The 4,886-nt window shown below is 40.2% G+C and carries 3 protein-coding genes; all 3 read left to right on the top strand.

What is annotated here, in order from left to right; translation table 11 throughout:
• Positions 1-468 precede the first annotated feature (468 nt).
• Positions 469-1,035 (top strand): RNA polymerase sigma-70 factor, encoded by a 567-nt coding sequence (locus tag Q0502_RS04375; RefSeq protein ID WP_366521758.1) that lies wholly within the window; start codon positions 469-471, stop codon positions 1,033-1,035.
• A gap of 181 nt (positions 1,036-1,216) precedes the next feature.
• The gene (locus tag Q0502_RS04370) at positions 1,217-2,155 is read left to right on the top strand and encodes a FecR domain-containing protein (protein ID WP_298647607.1); all 939 of its coding nucleotides are present in this window, start codon (positions 1,217-1,219) and stop codon (positions 2,153-2,155) included.
• A gap of 330 nt (positions 2,156-2,485) precedes the next feature.
• Positions 2,486-4,886 (top strand): SusC/RagA family TonB-linked outer membrane protein (locus Q0502_RS04365; RefSeq protein ID WP_298647604.1); only part of this gene is annotated, 2,401 nt, incomplete at its 3' end.

The raw sequence follows: 4,886 nt of genomic DNA, 5'->3' as shown, positions 1-4,886 counted from the left end.
GTTATTACGCTTCAAAATTATCACTATTCTAATTTACCGACAGGTTTAGTTCAACTAGTTGTAAACTCAAGAAGTGTTCCGGCAAGCCTTTTTTGTGTTCAAAAATATACAACAATGAAACAAACTAAAAATAGATTTTTTCGTTGCTAAACCCTACGCGAGCGGACAAAGAGGTTCGACGAAAATTTTAATAGCCCCATTAAACAATATACCGAAAAAGATAGATTTTGACCATATCTCGAAAGAATATCTTAATTTTGTCGAAACAAAAAATCAATAATCGGCCAAGAAAAAGATTTGACTACAAATTTCAAAATTTTATGTTTAATCAAAAAGTTGCATTTTCGACTTGAATGTTGTACTGCTAAAAAAAGCTTTTAAAACAAATAGCTTGTTCTTAGATTTTCAATTGATAAATGGTTGAATATTATGAAGATATTGGGTTAATATAATATAGTCTATGATTTAATGGGGAGCAATGAAATGATTACATGGGAGACACTATATACGGAACATTTTCGTAAGTCGTTTCTCTTTGTGAAATCGTATGTTTTTGATGACATGGCAGCTGAAGACATCGTCTCGGAATGTATTCTTCAAACATGGCAAGAATCACGTGTGACACCCATTGCCAGTATCAAAGCTTATCTTTTTACGTTATTGAAAAACAGATCATTGGATTATTTGAAGCACGAGCGAATAAAATATAAGTCTTTTGATGCTATCAGCAATAATCATTTTAATGAACTTACGTTGAGAATCAATACCCTTGAAGCGTGTTTACCTCAATATGTGCTGACCGATGAAATTATGGATATTATTAATGAAACTTTAACGCATGTTTTACCGCTAAGCAAAGAGATTTTCATTCAAAGCCGCTTTTCGGGACACTCGAACAAGAAAATTGCAGAAAATATGAATATTACTGTAAAAAACGTAGAATACCACATTACCAAGGTATTGAGACTTCTGAGAGAAAGCCTTAGGGATTATCTCATTTATACAGTATTTATATTGAGTACTTTTCTTCATTGATGCCAGGCTGCCTGACAGTAATTATTTAAAAAACTCAATCTGTTTAGGGTTTCTTTTCCCTGAATCGTCCTAACTATAACAAGGGAAATTTTATGGCTGTGTCCCGGTGATATTATGTGGTACAGGAAAAATTTTCGTATTGCCAAGGTAACAAAGGAGAAAGGCACGCAAAACATAAAATATGGAACGCGAAATATTAAAAAAATACATCAGGGGCGAAGCAACACCCGAGGAGCGCTTACAGGCTTTCGAATGGATATCGACACATCCCGATCATCAGGAAGAATATATACTCGACAAGCGCATTTACGACGTGTCCATTTACCGGGGCGATACGGGGATGGGAGAATACCGGAAAAACAAAAATTCCCGTTCGATTATCGTGAGGAGTTTGGAATATGCTGCTGTAGCCTGTATGGTAATCGTCGCTTTTTTCTTATACAACGCCTTATATAAAGATGGGAAGAACGAAGTGTTGCAGGCTGTTTCAGTTCCTGTCGGACAACATACATCATTAACATTGAATGACGGAACAGTCATAGAACTTGGTTCAAATTCAAAACTCACATTCCCTTCCGGCTTCAAACGTAACGAACGAAAGGTACACCTGCAAGGATCGGCTTATTTCAATGTGGCGAAAAATAAACACAAACCCTTTATCGTGGCATCGCAGGAAGGGATGGTAAAGGTAACGGGTACTACATTTTATGTAGATGCGTTTCCCGCAAGCCGTGTTTTTAAAACGTCGCTCATTGAGGGGAAAGTGAGTGTTTTTCTCCCGGAAAATGCAGAAGGGGAAATTCATTTACATCCCGGCCAACAAGCTGTTTTAGTCAATGAGAAACTTGCCGTAATGCCGATTGAGGATTATGATCAGTTTTTGTGGCGCGAAGGGTTTATCGCCTTCAAAGGTAAAACAATGGAGGAAATTTTCGGACAGTTACAGAATTGTTATGATATCACCATCCAGGTGAAAGATAGGTCGAAATTTGTATCATCGACTTATAGCGGTAAATTCTATCTGTTGGATGGTGTGGATTATGCCTTGCAGGTATTGCAACGAAAAGCTGATTTCCGCTACGAACGCGATGAACAAAAACAAATCATTTACATTGAATAACCTTAAAAGAATATGCCTATGAAATAAAAACAATTGCAGATAACCTAAAAAATAACCGGTAAGCGTGGCTGCGCATACCGGAAGAGTCAATAATCAATACAATTACAGATTTACGTAGTGTTATGTTAATCTTGTTTGACGATTAACATAGTGAGAGTATTAATTAATTAACAAATCAAAGATATGCATAAAAATTCATTCTTATTCAAGAGTTTAACAAAAAGTAATGATTCTTGTTACAATCTTAAATTTATTTTTGCTGTTTTTGTTTTCTTTTTATGCTTTCTAACTTATTCGAAGGCGGAATCGGAACAAGTCAATAATCCAAACGTGAGAATTTCTATCCAGAAGAAGAACGCCTCCTTAAAAGAAGTTTTGAGTATCATTGAGAAACAGAGCAAATATCTATTCATTCAGGATGATGGGTTCAATACCGATAAACGTGTTTCCATTGATGTGAAAAATACACCTTTGCAGGAAACATTAAGCTTGTTATTCAAAGATGAAGACATTGCGTTTGAAATTACAGGCAAACATATTCTTCTCTCTCAACGAAGCCAGGCGACGGGCGCAGTAAAAATGGCAGCCCAGCAAAAAGGCAAGCAGAAAATAAGTGGAAAAATAATCGATGAAAAGGGCGATCCTGTTATCGGCGCCAATATTGTAGAAAAAGGTACAACCAACGGGATCGTAACCGATATCGACGGTAATTTTTCATTAGACGTGGAAAACAATGCCGTACTTCAGATCTCTTATATAGGATATCTGACACAGGAAATTGGTACCGCAGGCCGTACAGCCCTCAATATCACACTGAAAGAAGACACTCAGACATTAAACGAAGTGGTTGTGGTAGGGTATTTATCGCAGAGGAAAGGATTGCTGACAGGTGCGGTTTCCTCCATGAAAGTAGAAGAAACTGTAAAAGCGCTTCCGACTACTTCTGCCGGTAATATCCTGATTGGAAAATTAGCGGGTGTAAATGTCAGTACGGTAAATGCTGTTCCCGGAGCCCAACCCAGTATATCGATCCGTACCGGTTCTTCCTGGAACGCCCAGAATGTAACCTACGTGATCGATGATGTCGTTCGCGGAGCCGGAGATTTTAACAACCTGAGTCCAAATGAAATAGAGGACATCACAGTATTGAAAGACGCTGCGTCGGCTGCCATTTACGGTTCCCGTTCTGCCGGTGGTGTTATTATTGTAACCACCAAGAAAGGAACCCGGGGCAAACCGATTTTCAATTATTCTTATGGATACAGTTTGGATACACGCACGAAGAATGTGGATCTGACAAGCGCCGTGCAGGCCGGAGAAATGTACACCCGTATCAACGGTGCTGCCGACCCTGCCGGTTGGGCGTGGGCGCAAGATGAGCTGGATCATTATAAAACCATTAACAACGGCTGGGGATATGATCAGCTGAAAACCGTGTGGCAGAATCCGATAACACAAACACACAACCTGAGTGTGAACGGCGGAGGGGAAAGAGTGCGCTATTTTGGCGCTGCTTCGTATGTGAAACAGGAAGGATTCCTGAATCCTTTGACGTATGATAAGTATAACATCCGTATGAATGTTACGGCCGATATAACGGATAATTTTGAAGTGTTTTCAAGTTTCGCTTTGTATAATAATTTCCAGGGAAATGCAGTCTTTGAAAATGCCGAGGCGAATTATAGTAAGCTAAGAGTCTGGCAACCGGATCAGCCCGTATATACCGATAACGGGCGATATGTCGATTACGGATGGATTGCCAATATGGGGGCAAGTGTCGATGGGGCTGCCGGATATAATAAATCGGAGATGTTAAAACCTCAATTTATTATTAGCGGAAGGTATAAAGTTCCGTTCCTGAAAGGATTGAGTGCAAAGGTCTCTTACAGCAAAAGTTGGTCGAACAATATTAATAAGAGATACTATATCAATTATGATGTAGCGACCATGAAAAGAAGCGGTACGAATAACCGTATTATTTCTACGAAAGACGAAGATATCGTAAGCGTCAGAAAATCAACCTGGGTAGGAAAAGAATATATCCAACGTCAATCGACCTGGAGCGACGATATGCAGTTCAACGTCCAGCTGAATTACGAAAATGTATTTAAAGACCTGCACCGCGTACAGGCTGCATTGGTAACGGAATGGTACGAAGGCGGCGGTGCCGGGGTAACCGGTGGACGGGAGACCTTCCCTGTTTACCGTACTGACCAGTTCTGGGCAGCAAGCAGTGCGCGGGCAGATGATTGGGCAAGCGGAGATACCGACTGGATCAACGGGCGCATGTCGTATATCGGGCAATTCAGTTATTCGTATGCCGATAAATACCTTGCGAATTTTTCGTTCCGTGAAGACGGTTCCATGAACTTTGCACCCGGCCAGCGTTGGGGATTTTTTCCTGCAGGTTCATTGGGATGGATTATTTCGGAAGAAAATTTCTTCAATAAATCAGCTATTCAGTTCTTAAAGTTACGTGCATCAATCGGTTTAACAGGTAACGACGCTGTGGGCGGATGGCAGTGGCAGGAATCTTACAGTTCCGGTAATTCCGCCTATTTCGGAACAAGTCCTTCTAAATCGGTCGGAATCACATACGGAAGTGTAGTGAATCCCAAACTGACGTGGGAAAAAGCGCTGAGTTACAACGTCGGTGTGGATATGAACTTCCTGAATCATTGGAGTGTATCGACGGATTACTGGTTCCGCAATTCATATGATATTCTGGGGA

It is taken from the genome of uncultured Proteiniphilum sp., from assembly GCF_937873925.1.
Taxonomy (GTDB): domain Bacteria; phylum Bacteroidota; class Bacteroidia; order Bacteroidales; family Dysgonomonadaceae; genus Proteiniphilum.
This window is presented reverse-complemented; position numbering and strand designations above follow the sequence as displayed.